The 14,184-nt window shown below is 38.2% G+C and carries 25 protein-coding genes; 3 read left to right on the forward strand and 22 right to left on the reverse strand.

The window, feature by feature from the left end; all coding sequences use genetic code 11:
* Positions 1–326 precede the first annotated feature (326 nt).
* On the forward strand, positions 327–548 hold the full coding sequence (locus PVK70_RS06680; RefSeq protein ID WP_165370009.1) for a DUF3653 domain-containing protein: 222 nt from the start codon (positions 327–329) through the stop codon (positions 546–548).
* Positions 549–651: 103 nt separating this feature from the next.
* On the opposite strand, the gene PVK70_RS06685 is transcribed toward PVK70_RS06680, so the two are convergent.
* The 19 genes from PVK70_RS06685 to PVK70_RS06775 all read right to left on the reverse strand — a co-directional run bounded on the left by PVK70_RS06685 (position 652) and on the right by PVK70_RS06775 (position 10,605).
* On the reverse strand, positions 652–783 hold the full coding sequence (locus tag PVK70_RS06685) for a hypothetical protein (protein WP_274441291.1): 132 nt from the start codon (positions 781–783) through the stop codon (positions 652–654).
* A 165-nt stretch (positions 784–948) separates the two neighbouring features.
* The gene (locus PVK70_RS06690; protein ID WP_130066354.1) at positions 949–1,287 is read right to left on the reverse strand and encodes a hypothetical protein; all 339 of its coding nucleotides are present in this window, start codon (positions 1,285–1,287) and stop codon (positions 949–951) included.
* Positions 1,288–1,390: 103 nt separating this feature from the next.
* A complete protein-coding gene (locus tag PVK70_RS06695) occupies positions 1,391–1,867 on the reverse strand; it encodes a structural protein P5 (RefSeq protein WP_130066355.1) in 477 nt (158 codons plus the stop codon).
* Complete coding sequence (locus PVK70_RS06700) at positions 1,854–2,615, reverse strand: hypothetical protein (protein ID WP_130066356.1); 762 nt, start codon at positions 2,613–2,615, stop codon at positions 1,854–1,856. Before PVK70_RS06700 ends, PVK70_RS06695 begins: the two co-directional genes overlap by 14 nt.
* Positions 2,615–3,118, reverse strand: a complete 504-nt coding sequence (locus PVK70_RS06705) for a tail fiber protein (protein ID WP_130066357.1) — start codon at positions 3,116–3,118, stop codon at positions 2,615–2,617. The genes PVK70_RS06700 and PVK70_RS06705 overlap by 1 nt, the downstream gene beginning before the upstream one ends.
* Positions 3,118–3,825, reverse strand: a complete 708-nt coding sequence (locus PVK70_RS06710; protein WP_130066358.1) for a hypothetical protein — start codon at positions 3,823–3,825, stop codon at positions 3,118–3,120. Before PVK70_RS06710 ends, PVK70_RS06705 begins: the two co-directional genes overlap by 1 nt.
* A complete protein-coding gene (locus PVK70_RS06715) occupies positions 3,822–4,259 on the reverse strand; it encodes a hypothetical protein (protein ID WP_130066359.1) in 438 nt (145 codons plus the stop codon). The genes PVK70_RS06710 and PVK70_RS06715 overlap by 4 nt, the downstream gene beginning before the upstream one ends.
* On the reverse strand, positions 4,259–4,651 hold the full coding sequence (locus tag PVK70_RS06720) for a hypothetical protein (RefSeq protein WP_130066360.1): 393 nt from the start codon (positions 4,649–4,651) through the stop codon (positions 4,259–4,261). Before PVK70_RS06720 ends, PVK70_RS06715 begins: the two co-directional genes overlap by 1 nt.
* On the reverse strand, positions 4,632–4,937 hold the full coding sequence (locus tag PVK70_RS06725) for a hypothetical protein (RefSeq protein ID WP_130066361.1): 306 nt from the start codon (positions 4,935–4,937) through the stop codon (positions 4,632–4,634). Before PVK70_RS06725 ends, PVK70_RS06720 begins: the two co-directional genes overlap by 20 nt.
* Positions 4,937–5,128: a hypothetical protein gene (locus tag PVK70_RS06730; protein ID WP_130066362.1), complete on the reverse strand. Its 192-nt coding sequence runs from the start codon at positions 5,126–5,128 to the stop codon at positions 4,937–4,939. The genes PVK70_RS06725 and PVK70_RS06730 overlap by 1 nt, the downstream gene beginning before the upstream one ends.
* Before the next feature lies 1 nt (position 5,129).
* Complete coding sequence (locus PVK70_RS06735; protein WP_130066363.1) at positions 5,130–5,420, reverse strand: hypothetical protein; 291 nt, start codon at positions 5,418–5,420, stop codon at positions 5,130–5,132.
* An 11-nt stretch (positions 5,421–5,431) separates the two neighbouring features.
* Positions 5,432–6,232 carry a major capsid protein P2 gene (locus PVK70_RS06740; protein WP_130066364.1) on the reverse strand — a complete coding sequence of 267 codons (801 nt, stop codon included), beginning with the start codon at positions 6,230–6,232 and terminating at the stop codon, positions 5,432–5,434.
* 259 nt (positions 6,233–6,491) lie between these two features.
* On the reverse strand, positions 6,492–7,229 hold the full coding sequence (locus tag PVK70_RS06745; protein ID WP_130066365.1) for a type IV secretory system conjugative DNA transfer family protein: 738 nt from the start codon (positions 7,227–7,229) through the stop codon (positions 6,492–6,494).
* Positions 7,226–7,684, reverse strand: a complete 459-nt coding sequence (locus PVK70_RS06750; protein ID WP_130066366.1) for a hypothetical protein — start codon at positions 7,682–7,684, stop codon at positions 7,226–7,228. Before PVK70_RS06750 ends, PVK70_RS06745 begins: the two co-directional genes overlap by 4 nt.
* Positions 7,677–8,123 (reverse strand): hypothetical protein, encoded by a 447-nt coding sequence (locus PVK70_RS06755; RefSeq protein ID WP_130066367.1) that lies wholly within the window; start codon positions 8,121–8,123, stop codon positions 7,677–7,679. The genes PVK70_RS06750 and PVK70_RS06755 overlap by 8 nt, the downstream gene beginning before the upstream one ends.
* Positions 8,123–8,338, reverse strand: coding sequence for a hypothetical protein (locus tag PVK70_RS06760; RefSeq protein WP_130066368.1), 216 nt, complete (start codon positions 8,336–8,338; stop codon positions 8,123–8,125). Before PVK70_RS06760 ends, PVK70_RS06755 begins: the two co-directional genes overlap by 1 nt.
* Positions 8,331–8,912 carry a hypothetical protein gene (locus tag PVK70_RS06765; protein WP_130066369.1) on the reverse strand — a complete coding sequence of 194 codons (582 nt, stop codon included), beginning with the start codon at positions 8,910–8,912 and terminating at the stop codon, positions 8,331–8,333. Before PVK70_RS06765 ends, PVK70_RS06760 begins: the two co-directional genes overlap by 8 nt.
* Before the next feature lie 737 nt (positions 8,913–9,649).
* Positions 9,650–10,279 (reverse strand): hypothetical protein, encoded by a 630-nt coding sequence (locus PVK70_RS06770; RefSeq protein WP_130066370.1) that lies wholly within the window; start codon positions 10,277–10,279, stop codon positions 9,650–9,652.
* Entirely contained in the window at positions 10,279–10,605 is a 327-nt protein-coding gene (locus PVK70_RS06775) for a hypothetical protein (protein WP_130066371.1), read from the reverse strand. The genes PVK70_RS06770 and PVK70_RS06775 overlap by 1 nt, the downstream gene beginning before the upstream one ends.
* Positions 10,606–10,736: 131 nt before the next feature.
* Between PVK70_RS06775 and PVK70_RS06780 the strand changes: the two genes are divergently transcribed.
* Positions 10,737–11,090, forward strand: a complete 354-nt coding sequence (locus PVK70_RS06780) for a hypothetical protein (RefSeq protein WP_130066372.1) — start codon at positions 10,737–10,739, stop codon at positions 11,088–11,090.
* A gap of 265 nt (positions 11,091–11,355) precedes the next feature.
* Here PVK70_RS06780 and yciH read toward each other — a convergent pair whose 3' ends face one another.
* Both yciH and PVK70_RS06790 read right to left on the reverse strand, forming a co-directional pair.
* On the reverse strand, positions 11,356–11,667 hold the full coding sequence (gene yciH, locus PVK70_RS06785) for a stress response translation initiation inhibitor YciH (protein WP_130046102.1): 312 nt from the start codon (positions 11,665–11,667) through the stop codon (positions 11,356–11,358).
* Positions 11,668–11,703: 36 nt separating this feature from the next.
* Positions 11,704–12,054 (reverse strand): DUF3319 domain-containing protein, encoded by a 351-nt coding sequence (locus tag PVK70_RS06790; protein ID WP_130049097.1) that lies wholly within the window; start codon positions 12,052–12,054, stop codon positions 11,704–11,706.
* Between the two features lie 160 nt (positions 12,055–12,214).
* On the opposite strand from PVK70_RS06790, the gene PVK70_RS06795 reads away from it, so the two are divergent.
* Positions 12,215–13,126 carry a tyrosine-type recombinase/integrase gene (locus PVK70_RS06795; protein ID WP_130049098.1) on the forward strand — a complete coding sequence of 304 codons (912 nt, stop codon included), beginning with the start codon at positions 12,215–12,217 and terminating at the stop codon, positions 13,124–13,126.
* A gap of 36 nt (positions 13,127–13,162) precedes the next feature.
* On the opposite strand, the gene PVK70_RS06800 is transcribed toward PVK70_RS06795, so the two are convergent.
* On the reverse strand, positions 13,163–14,155 hold the full coding sequence (locus PVK70_RS06800; RefSeq protein WP_130049099.1) for a D-alanine--D-alanine ligase: 993 nt from the start codon (positions 14,153–14,155) through the stop codon (positions 13,163–13,165).
* Between the last annotated feature and the right edge of the window lie 29 nt (positions 14,156–14,184).

A 14,184-nucleotide genomic window follows, 5' to 3' on the forward strand; every position in this document is an offset into this window, starting at 1 on the left:
CGCATTATGTATATTATGTTAAATAACTTTGTTAATTAATAAGCTTATCAAGCCTTTACTGCATATATTCAAAAAAACAATCATAATACTATCTTTTCTTTTTGGCGATTTTTGGCATTTTTCACTACTTACTATAAAAATATTTCATGGAAATGTGCCATTAATCAAAAACTTTCATCGTTGGTTTTATGAAAATCCCAGTAAAAATATTGATTGATATGCACTTTCACGGTGATATTTCGTCGGCTTGTGCTTGGTTTGGTGTATCACGTTCTACAATTTACCGATGGATGCAGACTGATAAGCTCCCCATTTGGGCACTAGATATGATTAGAAATAGGAATTGTCGTGCGTTACGTGGTCACGGTTTACGGTGGGATAAATGGACGATTGACGAGGACGGTATCACAACCCCTAACGGACGCCGGATCACCATTACACAATTAGAAAGCTATTCAGCTTGGATAGAATCCTCTATAATAATCGACGGTTCAGCGTGTAACTACATGATGAACCAAAACAATAAAATATATTTTAATAACAAATAGCCTATCTCAGATAGGTTATTTTTTTGATACAAAAAAGCCGGTGCACATGCACCGGCTTTTTATATCCTGGTCAAACATTAGTAAAAGCTAATGTTTATCCTGGCTACTTCTTTTTACGACTTCGTTTAGTTGGCTTTTTCTTGGTTGTTGATACTTTCACAGTGCCACCGCCTTTCTTAAACTTATAGCCTTTCTTTAGTTTACCGTTTGATTTTAAACCTGCTTTACTAGCCATTGTCTTTCCTTACTTCTAATATTGTAATGCGCTTATCATGCGCAGAAATTAAACTCATTAACTGCTTGTTCATCTTGAACATTTGCCAGCCGAGAAAAGCGATTGCGCCCGACTCTATTGTCAATCCTAGCTCTATCGCTAGGCGAATAATTGCTAAATCACCGATCACTTAAACCTGCTTTCTATAATCTTTCTCAGCATCGAGCGAAAACCAAACGTATCAACAAAGACAAGAACGACCGCATACAAATACCATTCAGGCACTTTCTCAAGGGCTATGAACCCATTAAGTACAAACGCTTGTGTACTTGGTATAAACATTAAAATCATTGGAAAGATGATCAAGAGTAATAGAAATTCATCTTTCCAACCTCGATTTAATTGTGAAAAATCGTCTTGCTTAATTAACGCCTCTATTTTCATTTTGTTTATTTCGTCTTTTAACTTTGCTCTATTAACAAAGAAGCTCCCGAAATAATGCGAAATAGATTTTAAGAACGTCATTTTTTAACTTCGTTTTGCTTTAATATTTTAGCAATTAAATATGCCGATAGAACCGCAGTAAACACACTCACAGATATTTCTAGTACAATCACTTGGCCTTTCTTCATAGCTTAATCCCTGCAAGCTCCACACCTGCTTTAATTGCAGACATTGAATACGGTTGTATACCGTTTTCAAATCGCGTCATAGCTGCGATTAAAGCGGGAATATGCGCACTTGTAAGATTATTATCTGCAGCATTTACACCGATGTACTTAGCCACAAAATCGACATAAGCTTTGGTCGGATTATTATCCGATCCCGGTGCCCATTTTGTAATAATCGTTGTGACAGAAGTTAAGCTGTTTTTTGTCATATAATTATTAAGTAATCGAGCCGCTGCTCGAATACCATATTTAGAGCTCGAGAACGTACAAAAACCGCGGTTTTGACCCGTTTGACCTTCCCATTTATTACCCTCGCTAAACTTAATGTTTAACGGATTATTATTACGAATACCTAAAGGCATGGTTTGACGAACTCCCACATATAAGAGGCCACATACGGCCCCGATAACTAATACTTTTTTAATCATTGACAAAATACTCACCGTTTAATGCTGGACGTTCACAAAACGGAAAGCTTGGTTCTTGTGGATAATCACACAGTGATTTTCTATCGTTCAATAGTTCAAGAAATTGTGATTCTGATAATAATGAGGTCTGTAGTTCTACAGGATAATTTTTATCCTTTTCATATTGGTCAATTCGAGATAACACAATATTTAATTCATTATCTCGCCACTCTCTTTCTTGAATTATTTTAATTGGTCGTTCTAATTCTTGTTGATATATCCAATCATTAGATTGTTCATTCCAAGCAGAGAATGCTTTACGCTCAATTAATGTATGTGTATCTGGTAACTCGTCATTAGATTCAATAACAAAATCATTGTAATCTAATTTTGAATAGGCAATTTCGCCAATATTATCAGTTAGATAAATCCATTGATTATTTACCAGTTTGACATAGTAACCATCTTTTTGTGGTAATGGTTTTTCAAATGAACAATTAACTGGCAAATCAAAAGGGAATAAATCAATAATTAATTCATGCGCGTATTCATCGTAATATTTACGACCAATGAAAAATTCAGTTTTAACCCAATCATCATTAATAAAATACGCTCGCTCATTATCATTTAATTGTGGTAATGGCTTTAATGTTGATTTAGCTGGTAAACCTGTATTTGCATGAATAACGCATTCTTTAGTAAAAGTATGTTGATTATTTTTATCAAAATGATGTAACACCATTACACGGTCATGTTTAGAAAATTCAAACTTCATTATTCAGCCCTCGTTATACAATTCCACAATAAAGAACGTGGCCGAGTTTCTACATCTGTCCCTGTAATTACACCAGTTGGCGTACCAGCAGAAGCAGCACCAGTGCTCTTACTATACGAAGACGTTACGTTAGTGTAACCAGCTAGTCGAGAGCCACCATGCGATGCTGCAGCGTTGTATTGGATGGGATGGTAATGGTCGCCCAAATCATCACCAACAAACCCCAACGGCTGCACTGATTGCTCTTGACGTGTTAGCGGCTCTTGTCCCTCGCTGGCAATTCGAAAATAATCTTCACGCGAATCAGGTAAAAAGCCGTCAGGATACACAAGGGCTAATTCTGGATAAGCAACTTTATCGAATGCTTGGCCAATCATAGGCAAATACCCTTTAGGGCAAGAAGGTAACGGCCAATAGATAGGCGCACCAATCAATGAACCACCGCCCGAACTATCGCCCGAAACGGTCACTTTAGGTGAATTTAAAACCATTAAAGGCTGCATTAATAAATTTCTCCAACATAAACACTATCACCCTCTGCACCTGTAATGATCACATCATTACAAGCGGGTAATGTCGCCATACCATCCGCTTTTAAACGCATAAAGCCGCACAGCACAATGATTTCTTTATTTTCATCACTTGCTTGTATTAGCAAGCCTTTACGCTTGTTATTACCTGAAATCGTGTGTTGTCCTGTTGCCGTCAATTGAATATCACCTATAGCCCTAACGTTAGTAATAACGCTTGGTTGATTCAGTACTTCAACTTTCTGAACCTCTTTATGGTTCGTAAGAACCACTTCTTGAGGTTCAACAAATTCAGTTTGAACCACTTGTTCAAGCGATACAGGGACAGTGCCACTAATAGATACTGGCTTTTGTATTTCACTAACAACTACAGGCTGAATGATTTCATCAATGGTGATACCACCCTCGACGCTCATTCGTTGCTCTTTAATTCGGATATCAACCTCTGATAGTTGAAATTCAAAATAAATAGACTCTGTACTCGTGTTTAAAAAGCGCAATTCCATGTTACGGTAATCAGTAATAATCACCGTATCACTTCGAGTTAATTCAACGTCTTTGAACGAATCACTTTCAAGAATTAACGAATGGCTAGCATCACGTAAAATCAAATAATTATCGGTTTGGCCTACAGTGAACGTATAACTTTCGCCAACACCTAACGTGTATTTTCTTTTCATGATTTCCAAGCCTTAATACCAAACACAACCCCAATCACAACAACGCACCCAACGACAACCATAGCGATTTGCTTTTGTCCCTCGCTGCTTCCGCCTGTAATCGTTGTTGTTGCCATTTCTTTGGCAAAATTCATTGATTCTTTAGCGTTGATAGCCATTTGTGACGCTGAATCTTTAACGGTACTCATTGCATTATTAGCAACATCAACAACGTTGTTATTTGCTGCAGTGTTACTTTCGAGCACCTTATCAACAACGTCCCCCGCAAAATTAAGCGATCCATTAACTGCGCCATGGTCGGTTACTGTAATTTGAGAGTTATTAACTCCCGAAATCATAGTGCCGTTGTTATCACCTTGCGCAGCATTGGAACCACTGGTATTTGTGGTCGTTGTTGTCGTTGTACTGCTTGATTCTCCGCCATCACCACCCATTACAACACCAACCGAATGACGAACTCGTCACAATTAAGGGCTTTACAACGTTGTTGGTTTACCATTTGAAACGGTAAACCAATACGCTTTAGTAATCGTAAATGTGAGCGACGTTCAACGTGAGCACGAACGGTTTTGAAACCATGGTTACGCGCTTGCATAATGATTAATGGCGCACACTCTTCGAGATTGCCGTCAAACCCTGCTACAAGTAGCTCAGAGCCTTCTTGACGTAGCAACACAACAGAGTAGTCATTAATCATAAAAACACGCTCTGTACCTGCTAGGACTCTGCGCTCTGCTTCTTCAAAATGCGTTCCTAGGATCGGCTTTAAACGATGCTTAACACGACCCCAAGTAACATTCTTAAAGTTACCCTTTACGTTTGACAAAATAGACTCCTAAAGCAATTACAACCGCAACCATTACAAACGGTGAAATAGTGGCATTAGAACCAAACTGAATGCTACCACCCTGAAAACCACTGCTATTATTCGTTGTGGTTTCGTTACTGGCTGCACCACCTGCGCCACCTGTTAAACTAGGCATTCCGCCCATTCCTGGTATCACGCTTTCAACTCCTCCCAAATCTGGAATATTGCCCAAATTGCCAACATTCCCAAACTGTGAAAGGGTATCTTCTACGCCACTCAAATCTCCAAGAATGTCACCAAACATTATTTAACCGCCTTAGCGCCAAAATAGATCACGCCACCAATTACAGTTAGAACGATGACGCGAGTTAAAAAGCCCTCGGACTTTTCAACCGCTTCACCTGTTTCCTCTGCGACTTTTGCAGTGCCATGAAGCGCAGCAACGCCCACCGAGCCGCCCGCAATCCATAAAAGGGGAATTAATGGCAATGCCATATTATTTCCCTCTTGTTACTGCGTAGATAACTCCAATCAGAACAACGCCACCAATCCCGATATACGTCCAATTCAATGGCGTAGGTTTCGAGCCTGACGAGTTATTCACTGTATCTTTAACGTCATCAACTTTGTCAACTGCGTTATCTACTTTATCTGACGCGTTTGCTACACTGTCACTTGCACCGCCGAGGCTATCGGCAAGATCACCGACCGCCTCTATACCACTCTGAACACCATCAATAACGGAATCCACAGCACCGCCAATCATATCGCCTATAGCTCCAAACAATGTAAAGCTCCTTAGGCTGCGACTGACTCTAGACCTTCAATTAGAATTTCAATTGATTGCACTACTTCAGTCGTGTTTACACGGAAAAAGAACTCGCTTGCGTGTTGTGTTGGTAGCAAGAAATCGCGCATAAAACCGTAAACAAGTGGATCGTAATGGAAATAATCCACATTCCATTTTTTACCGTTAGTCTCTGCAACGAACTGTAAAATGTCTTTATGCATTTCACCTTCTTCACGACCATCACGCTTAATTTCTAGCTTGTCCATCTTGTTTGTTTTGAAGTGCATACGACGAACGTAGCGACTTGTAGACGATAGCAAACCAGAGAAATCATTCTCACCTGACGCTGTAGCGGTCATTGTCTGCGTGTAAAGACGAGGCAATAACTTACGGTAAGGCTGCGCATCAGACATGATCGCAAACGTATCAATTTTGATTGCTTTGTTTTCAGCAATCGAATCAGATAGTTTTAAATCAAGCGTAATGTGATCGTTAGGCTCAGTTACAAACGCTGTTGATGAGACTGCAGCACGCTCAATATTATTGAAATCAGAGAAAGGAATAACATATACACCTTCAACGATTTTTTTCATGTGGTAGGCTTGAAGCATGTTCAAGTGATTTGATGTTACGTTATAAAACTTATCGTCATTCAACGTAATTTCAACGCGCGTTAGCTCGTCTGGCGTTAAGTTCGTACGTAAAATAATTTGTTCGTACGTACCGCCCGTTGGTAATGTTAATGTGGCGGTACCACCTTTAACTACACCAGAGAAAGCACTTAATTTTCTGTGTCGGCAATTTTGCATAATGCTTTCCTGTTATTAGTCGTTAAGACCGAACGTGTGATCTAAATCGAATGGCTGATACTTATGAATCAATGCCATACAAACGAATGTTAGTACTACCGTACCTACTACAACCTTGGCTGTAGCTTCTTGGGGTTTAGTCAATTAATGACCCTCATGTTTAAAATGAGAGTGCATAAGACATAAAAAAACGGTTTTGAGTCAATGCCCAAAACCGTTAATAACCTATAGGTTATTTGCATTTAAAGTGTGATCAAAGTCACGCTTCAAGCGTGTATTTGCCCTTTATTTTTTTAACTGATTTAATTTCAGCTTGCTTAAAGGTGAATTTACCGTTATCAAATTCACCTTTTCCGTGTTTTTCCGTTTTTATGATGTATTCAAGTTTTTCAAGTTTTGCGATTGCTTCGGATGCTATGCCTAACTCTTTTGATAAATACACCGCATCATTTTCACGGTCTTGGTATCCTATCCACTTAATCGGACAGTTACCTATCACGGTTTTACCGACTTCTTGGCCACGTTGAAAAATACAGTGTGTACGTAGTCCAAACTTACGACCGATACGGATCAAGTCCCCTACATAGCCGTCCATTTTTCCTGCAGTATCACAGAACTTCGCTAACTCTTCTAAGACTACATTTAACGGCTCTTTGCTGCCGTCACCACACGCCCATGCAAGCGCACAAAATAGTTCAAAGTCGCCTTTTTCAATTCGGCCTTTAAAACCACGCGCAATCTTAAACGGCTTACCAGAACTACGAGCTTTAAATAGATTCTCTGAAAAATCAGACCAGGTATAGTAAGTAAAAACTTGCTGGCCTTTAAATGTGCCCTCGTAGTCTCCGAACGCATCAAAGAAAACAACACAATCATTTGCAGCTATGTTTAAGTTTTTTACTGCAGTAGTCTTTCCGCTGCCTGACGAACCGACATACATAGCATTACGACAATCTAGCGCGTTGTTTGGGTTTACTGGCTCTGCAATGGTTATCATGCTGCTTCCTTGTGTTCTTCTTGGCTATGTTGCTGGGCTACGGCTTGCGCATCTTCTTGCTTGTATTTCTTAGCTTGTTTCGCTACGTCCCAACCAATTTCACCCATAGATTTAAGTGCCATGATTTCTTGCTCGTATTGACTCAACCATGACGGCAACAATGCACCATATTTGATAAGAAGAGGCCCAAAGTTTTCTACTGCTTCGGCTTTCACTTCATCATCAATTTTAATGCGCTTATGGATAAACTTTTGCGCTAACTTTTCGAGAGTAAAAACGGCTGCTCGAGCTTCAGCATTTGCACAGGTAGCTTCAAAGCGTTCACTATTGGCCTCTGCTTCGGCTTGCTCTTCTGGCGTTTGATTTAATTCGGCTTGAGCATCAGAGGCCTTTAACGCTTCAACCATTCCACAAAAGCGTTCATCAATAACGGTTTCTTTCCACGGTTCAACCACGAGCAACCCCCAATTTATAACCAACACATAGCCCAAAAGCCGTACCTAAACCGACACACATAGCAATAAAACCCTTTCCGTGTGGGTTATTAACGGTTTCAATAACCGTTTCAGACGGTTCTATAACGGTTTCTAACTGATTGTTTTCGTTATCAATAACCGTTAATTCTAGGTTTTCAGTTTCGGGAACCGTTTCAATAACCGTTTTTAATGGTTCTACAACGGTTATTAATGGTTTTTGTAAACGGTTTTCTTCATATTCAGAAACCGTTTTAACCATATTAGCTTTAATAAATTCTTGGCGAGCAATGCCACCGCCTTGATTTATTCCGCACTCACATTTTGTATAAAATGTTCCGACTTTCTGACCGCCAAACTCAAGCACATTCGCGCGACCATCACAGCTTTTACAAAATAAAAAACCGACTTCTGTAGCCATTATTTAACGCCCTCAGCTAATTTCATTAATAATTCGTTTTGCGCGTTCATTTCTTCACTGAATAAATTCATTAGTTCATGAACTGGTTCTAAGTCTTTCGCAATGGCTTTCTTGAGCATGGATTTTTTCATTTCTTCATAACAACGAATAACGACACGCGACTGTACCGTTCTACGACGCTCTGCAATTTCTAACTGTTGGATTAATTCATTCATTTAATTCAGTCTCATCAATAAAACCAACGGTCATAACCGCATATTTTTTAAATTGAGCAAGATTCCGAGCACGTTCAAATGATATTTCTTTCAACAAAAAATCAGCATCTTTCATTTGTTCATCCGTAGCAAAAATATAAATATTACGATGTAAATCGTCGGCATACATTTTATGGTTGCCGTGTTTTGCAGCTAATAGGAATTTATACTTTTCTTTCCACCAAATAAGGCGAGAGGACACTATTTCTTTATGCTGATATTTCTTAAGGAAATGTGAATTTTTCATTGATTCCCCTAATGCTTGCTTAACTTGATACTCGAATAGGCGTTTAACACGCAATTCTTGCTCTTTTTCTAATTCTTTTTTCCTGTCACGCACAGCCATTACAAACGCATAAGCGATAATAACTAACGTCGTATAGAGCCATGTATTAATAACCAATTCAGGCGCATTAATAATGGGTAAATCTGGAAGAAAGATAGGTACTACCGCAACCAATAAAAATATGAACCCCAAACACACTAATGACTGGAACACAGCCCATACAGGCCAGCTTGTAATAAACTTGAACATTAAAAACCTCACAAATGAATACCTATACAATTTAAGTGCATAAATTAGATATTATATTCAGTATTTATGCAATAGCCGTTTTAAAAACGGTTATTTATTCATAAAAACGGTTATTTTAATACTTAAGCGTCTGTAAGCGCTTCTAAGCTCAATTTGATATGTATTGATTAAATGGTATGGGTTATATGTTTAAAAGCTCTCAGATTGCGAAATAACGCCAGATAAACGCCATTCTTAAATCTTGCCTTTCTCTTCATGCCAGAATCATCGCGTAGCGATAAGAACTACCACTTAATATTCATAGTGTGGCCAACATAACGGTCGTATGACAAAAAGCACTTAACGCGACGACAACAAGGCCTCAGGGCGAAGCCCTCGAAAGGCCGTTACATTAACTTATCCCCGACTTTGTCGGGGTTTAAACAATAAGATCCTTTATTTCTGAAAGAACATATAGAGAATCTATGCTGCGTATGTAGGTAGCGTCACTACGTGGAGTGGTTGAGAAGTTGAAACGAGCGTTATACATGAAGTTATCCACAGCCACACACAACCTGATTGATATGTGAGCAATTTGATAGCAAAATTAATGTGTTACGATTTAATTTGACTTAATTAAAAATTAATGTCTTAATTATTGACGGGCAAGTGCGTCTATTTTCTGAGTCATAAAAACAAGCGAACACAAGAAAGCCCCAGTTAAGGGGCTTTCTGTTATTTAATAGGGCTTTAAATGGCTAGTATGGTATGTCTACGCCTTTATCGACGTAATCAGGTGTGTAACTACCCTTTTCAGCGTTTCGCTTCCAGATAGCTTTTAGGATGCCTACAGGGGTAAGCATTAATTGAGTGGTCACACCTAAACCTTTAGCTTTATTCGTTAGGTATGCTTTTGCTGCTTCTTGAGCTTCTTTGAATTTTTCGATAAGTCCCAAATCAGTAAAATACTTCATTGTCACTTTCTTGGTGGTAACTCTAAAAATAAACTTACCATCTTCGCCACGTTCCCTGGCTTGATCGCTTGATTCTACCCAACCGCGATCACTTGCATATTCAAAGCATTGTTTAACACGGTATGACGGCACGCCCATTTTCAGCGCGATAGCGTCCCACGTAAACAAGAAAGATCCTTTCTCTGTTGGTGTGTGTGTAATCTTGCGAGAAACAAAACACATATTAGATACAAGCGTATCCATAAATTTTGCTACGTCTTTGACTAATGATTTACGAGTAGCTTGTCCGCATGGAGCTTGCAGCAATTCATATGCAGATGGAGCTTTTACCATTTTAGACCAAAACGCACGATTAAGCGCAGCGAACGGGCGTTCACTGCGCTTATAGTGTTTGGTTTGAATGGTAGCCGTCATTATGCTGCTTTCGCCTGCACAGCGGCTTTAGTAACGAATTTTAGAGTGTCACGATTAAGATCTGAATATACATCGGCAGTCGCACCCATAGCAGACTCAATCATACTACGGTTCATATGCTCTAATAATAGTTCTGATAGACCGTTAATTACTTGAGTGTCTGAAATTAAACTTATAGCAAAAGGTAGCACCATGACTAAATGCATAGATTGTGCTTTTTCAACATCTTGAATACTACAGTCTGGATCATCTACGTACTCGATATCGAGTTCTTTTCTAAAGGCAATAATTGTTTCTTGTAACTTCGTTAATACTAGCTTGTCCATACATTCCACTCGTTAAATGGATCACAAAAGGATCTCAATAATTCGAGTGAAAGATACTATCTGTCATTTTTGTGTGCAAGAGACTGTCTCACGCCCTCTTTTACAAATATCCTCTTCAAAAAGGAGGGGTTATGATAACAACAATTGAATTAATGGATTCCGTGAGAGCCCGTTTTGCCTGTAAATCAGACAGGGAAATTGCAAAAATACTAGGAATTACTGGAACTTCTGTAAGTGGCTATTACAGGGGTAATATTGCATCTATAGATATAGCGCTACATGTTGCTGATGTTTTGGAGTTAGACCCGCTAGATGTACTAATTAGTAACTTATGCGAGAATAAAGTTAAAAATCAAAGAGCTATAGAGTTATTAAGTAGTTTAATTAATAGCAATTCGAGACACAAAACCGATAGAGTTACCACCCTATTGGCTGCTAATAACAATCAAGCAACAACGCAAACGAGTACCCATTTAAATTCCTAAAATGGGACAATATGAGACAGTGGTTAAGTTTATGATTTAAAAGAGAATAAAAGCATGTTAAGAAAGGGCGCTCACTGTATATTATGTTAAATAAGGTACAAGGAGATTCAAACTCAATTAGTTAGTTAATTAATTATCCCTGCTTATACTCTCGTCTCTTATGGCTATTTAACGATAATCTTATTTACCATAAAATAGCTAATAATCATTCAATAATACTTCGTATTCATCGTTTGATTATTAGCTTTCAAAGCTCCATTAATAATTAGCCACCGGCTAGTTTTACTGTATGACCTTGCTTTGTTAGGAACTCTTTGATTTTCTCACGGTTATCGCCTTGAATTTCAATGTCGCCATCTTTAACAGCGCCACCGCAACCGCATACTTTTTTTAGCTGAGCAGCTAATAATTTAAGTTGCGTGTCTTCCATATCTAAACCAGTAACAACACAAACGCCTTTACCTTTACGGCCTTTGGTTTCACGTTGAATTCGAACAATGCCATCACCTTTTGGGCGCTCTTGTTTTACTTCTTCTTGTTTAATGCGGCCAATATCGGTTGAATATACTAAAGACATAACTAATCTCGTTTTAAAGTGATGATGAATTGTAAATTATTTTTCATGTTTATCCAAAAAGGATTTTATTGCAGCCAATGAACCTTTGGCTAATTTCCCATGATATAAGCAATACCAAGCTTTTTCTTCACCTGTATCGTTCTTGATTTGAAAACCTTTATGCTCTTCGGTACGTGATTTGTCTCTTTTCTCATTTATTGCCGTTTCGCCCATATCACCAAATTCTTTAGGCGGTATGATTGCTCCTGTGTCACTCCACCAATCAATGCTTTTCTTTACTGCACTTAAGTGACCGTGTAACACCTTATTTTTAATCAGTACTTTCCAGTCATCAGGAATACCTGTCTTATTTTCAATGAAGAAACCTTTATATAATGACTTTTGCATACCAATTACTCTTACTAGTTAATTACTTATTTCCACATAGTTAGGATCGAATATTTTTTAGCTTTACACCAGACTTTAGATAGTGAATCGTGATCTTATGTGCGTTTAATTTTTGTGATATAGTTTTGTCACACAGAAAAATTAGTTATGGTGCACTAGAATGGATAAGTCTATTTTCTTAAGTTCAGATATCGATATAGATACATTTGCTTCTTGCTTAAAAAAGAAATATTCACGTAATAGCTTAATTTCATTCAAAAATGATTGGAATAATTTTGTTGTATTTTGTCAGCTACATCATGTAATGGCCTTACCAGCCTCAACGACTGCAATTCGCATTTTTATTGAAAAACAAGCGAAAGAAAAAAAGTTAGCGTCCATTAAGCGTTCCCTTATATCTATCTCACATGTCCATAACGCATTCGAATTGAAAGACCCTACTCAAACAGCTCAAGTAAAAGCAGCGGTTGGAAAGATAAGATTAGATAAAAGAGACGACAGCAAACAAACAGAAGGCATTACTCTTAGTATGCTTGCAGAGCTTGAACGCCAACTGTCTTCCTCTGTTGAATTAAAAGACATTAGAGATTTAGTTATCTGGCACTTAATGTTTGAATTACTCTTAAAGCGTGGAGAGTTAAGAGACCTTACTCTTGATGACGTTTGTTTTGATGAGTTTGGAAATTGTGTCATTCAACTGAAACAGAATTATTATCCACTATCACAAGAAACGACTTTATTACTTAATAATTGGCTAAGTGCATCACATCTTACCGAGGGCTATTTATTCAGAGGGCTTGACCGACATCAGAATCTTTCGTCAAGTCACTTAAATGACTCGTCTATTTATCGTATTTTCCGTCGTGCAAACGAATTACTTAATCTGGAGGTTAATTTTTCTGGATTATCTGCTCGAGTGGGTGCAACGAAAGAACTTTCTAAGTCTGGCTATACCGTTCATGAAATTCAAGAGTTAGGTCGTTGGGTTAGCCCTGCAATGCCAAATCAATACATTGGAAATATTGAACGTTCAGAAAGGCAAAAAGATAAATTCAAAAAAAAGCCTGAATAATATCAGGCCTTTGTTTATCACTTAAAGTAATACAAATTACTTAATTGAATTAAGAATTGCTTTTTTTAGAAACGTTTTAAAACAGTCTCCATTATGTTCCAGCAATTTAGGGAACATTGAAATTGGCGTCATTCCTGGGAAGGTATTCACTTCGTTTAAGAATATTTCGTTCTCTTCTGTTAGGAAGAAATCAATACGAGATAAATCTTTTAGCTTCATCTGTGTAAATACTTTTTGGCTGTATTGATTAATTAACTCAATTTGCTCAGCCGATAAATTTTCAGCAGTTAATGTTGTCGTTGAATGACTGCCACTGCCGTATTTTTCATCGTAAGAATAAAATGCGCCATCAGGAGCGGTTACTTCACCTGGGGGCGTTGTGAATAGCTTACCGTCAATTTCATACGCAGCAACTTCCAACTCTCTTGGCTTAACTGCTTTTTCAACTAACACTTGCTCAGAAAACCCGAAAGCATCATCGATAGCTTGTGATAATTCACTTTCAGACGTGACCTTGTAACAACCAACAGATGAACCTTGGCAAGCGGCCTTAACAAACAATCCGCCCCATTCTTTAAATGCCGCCAATGCAGAGCTATGTGTCTCTTTATTGTTTTCCGTTAAGAATAAATATGGCGTATTTGGTATACCTAATGCGTCATACCAAAGCTTTGATGTGATTTTATTAAAGCTGTTTGTGCTTGCTTCTGCACCACAACCTAAATAAGGAATACCGAACATATCAAGCATTGATTGAATATCGCCCGTTTCACCAGGGTAACCGTGAATACAAGGGATAACATAATCAACTAGACCTAGGTTCTCATCACCACAAAGTAATGATTTGTCAGAGCGTAATTCATATTTCAAACCAGAGTCGATATGAAACCAAGCACCATCTTTAATTTCAAGATGCGTGATTTGAAATGAATTTAATTCCGATAGTTGTTGAGAAATGTATTTCGAAGAAACCAAAGACACTTCATGTTCGGTACCGCTACCGCCACAAAGTAAAAGGATATGAGTCATAATATTCACTATTGAAAATAATCGGCAAG

Origin of the sequence: Aliivibrio sp. A6, assembly GCF_028765505.1 — a bacterium.
GTDB lineage: Bacteria > Pseudomonadota > Gammaproteobacteria > Enterobacterales > Vibrionaceae > Aliivibrio > Aliivibrio finisterrensis_A.

Bases quoted from the DNA above. Each gene is read 5' to 3' on its own strand.
- PVK70_RS06685 (WP_274441291.1), bottom strand. From the start codon at position 783: ATGGCTAGTAAAGCAGGTTTAAAATCAAACGGTAAACTAAAGAAAGGC.
- PVK70_RS06725 (WP_130066361.1), bottom strand. From the start codon at position 4,937: ATGTTTGGTGACATTCTTGGAGATTTGAGTGGCGTAGAAGATACCCTT.
- PVK70_RS06680 (WP_165370009.1), top strand. From the start codon at position 327: ATGATTAGAAATAGGAATTGTCGTGCGTTACGTGGTCACGGTTTACGG.
- PVK70_RS06755 (WP_130066367.1), bottom strand. From the start codon at position 8,123: ATGGCTACAGAAGTCGGTTTTTTATTTTGTAAAAGCTGTGATGGTCGC.
- PVK70_RS06790 (WP_130049097.1), bottom strand. From the start codon at position 12,054: ATGCAAAAGTCATTATATAAAGGTTTCTTCATTGAAAATAAGACAGGT.
- PVK70_RS06780 (WP_130066372.1), top strand. From the start codon at position 10,737: ATGATAACAACAATTGAATTAATGGATTCCGTGAGAGCCCGTTTTGCC.
- PVK70_RS06730 (WP_130066362.1), bottom strand. From the start codon at position 5,128: ATGGCATTGCCATTAATTCCCCTTTTATGGATTGCGGGCGGCTCGGTG.
- PVK70_RS06765 (WP_130066369.1), bottom strand. From the start codon at position 8,912: ATGTTCAAGTTTATTACAAGCTGGCCTGTATGGGCTGTGTTCCAGTCA.
- PVK70_RS06770 (WP_130066370.1), bottom strand. From the start codon at position 10,279: ATGACGGCTACCATTCAAACCAAACACTATAAGCGCAGTGAACGCCCG.
- PVK70_RS06710 (WP_130066358.1), bottom strand. From the start codon at position 3,825: ATGAAAAGAAAATACACGTTAGGTGTTGGCGAAAGTTATACGTTCACT.
- PVK70_RS06775 (WP_130066371.1), bottom strand. From the start codon at position 10,605: ATGGACAAGCTAGTATTAACGAAGTTACAAGAAACAATTATTGCCTTT.
- PVK70_RS06690 (WP_130066354.1), bottom strand. From the start codon at position 1,287: ATGACGTTCTTAAAATCTATTTCGCATTATTTCGGGAGCTTCTTTGTT.
- PVK70_RS06715 (WP_130066359.1), bottom strand. From the start codon at position 4,259: ATGGGTGGTGATGGCGGAGAATCAAGCAGTACAACGACAACAACGACC.
- PVK70_RS06745 (WP_130066365.1), bottom strand. From the start codon at position 7,229: ATGATAACCATTGCAGAGCCAGTAAACCCAAACAACGCGCTAGATTGT.
- PVK70_RS06705 (WP_130066357.1), bottom strand. From the start codon at position 3,118: ATGCAGCCTTTAATGGTTTTAAATTCACCTAAAGTGACCGTTTCGGGC.
- PVK70_RS06740 (WP_130066364.1), bottom strand. From the start codon at position 6,232: ATGCAAAATTGCCGACACAGAAAATTAAGTGCTTTCTCTGGTGTAGTT.
- PVK70_RS06700 (WP_130066356.1), bottom strand. From the start codon at position 2,615: ATGAAGTTTGAATTTTCTAAACATGACCGTGTAATGGTGTTACATCAT.
- PVK70_RS06800 (WP_130049099.1), bottom strand. From the start codon at position 14,155: ATGACTCATATCCTTTTACTTTGTGGCGGTAGCGGTACCGAACATGAA.
- PVK70_RS06760 (WP_130066368.1), bottom strand. From the start codon at position 8,338: ATGAATGAATTAATCCAACAGTTAGAAATTGCAGAGCGTCGTAGAACG.
- yciH (WP_130046102.1), bottom strand. From the start codon at position 11,667: ATGTCTTTAGTATATTCAACCGATATTGGCCGCATTAAACAAGAAGAA.
- PVK70_RS06795 (WP_130049098.1), top strand. From the start codon at position 12,215: ATGGATAAGTCTATTTTCTTAAGTTCAGATATCGATATAGATACATTT.